We start from the raw sequence: 337 nt of genomic DNA, 5'->3' as shown, positions 1-337 counted from the left end.
AGGGGATGTCGATACGCACTTGTGCCAGCGTCGGATCAATCGCCCCCGACTGCGCCTCCAGCGCCTTGGGCGCGGCCAGCCGCTGGATCTCGCCGATGGCGGTGATGAACTGGTTCTGGGCGCGCAGGTCGGCGGAGCCGTCGCCCTTTTGCAGGCGAAAGGACATGGCGAACTGGGTCTTGGCCAACTGACGCAGCACGGCGTTGGGCACAAAAATCTCGGGAATACTGGGCACGCTGATCAAAGGTATGCCCTCGATCTCGATATCGATCGGCAGGCCTTCTACCGGAGTGCCTTTGATCCGGATAATCGGGGTGTCGCCGATTTTGAACTTGCT

1 protein-coding gene is annotated in these 337 nt (G+C 61.1%); it reads right to left on the bottom strand.

From position 1 onward, the window contains the following. On the bottom strand, positions 1–337 hold a 337-nt coding region (locus tag K5E40_RS34560), incomplete at both ends, for a hypothetical protein (RefSeq protein WP_221734446.1).

It is taken from the genome of Pseudomonas baetica (assembly GCF_019733355.1).
GTDB lineage: Bacteria > Pseudomonadota > Gammaproteobacteria > Pseudomonadales > Pseudomonadaceae > Aquipseudomonas > Aquipseudomonas baetica_A.
Note: the sequence above shows the minus strand (reverse complement) of the source record. Positions and strands in the feature narration are given on the sequence as shown.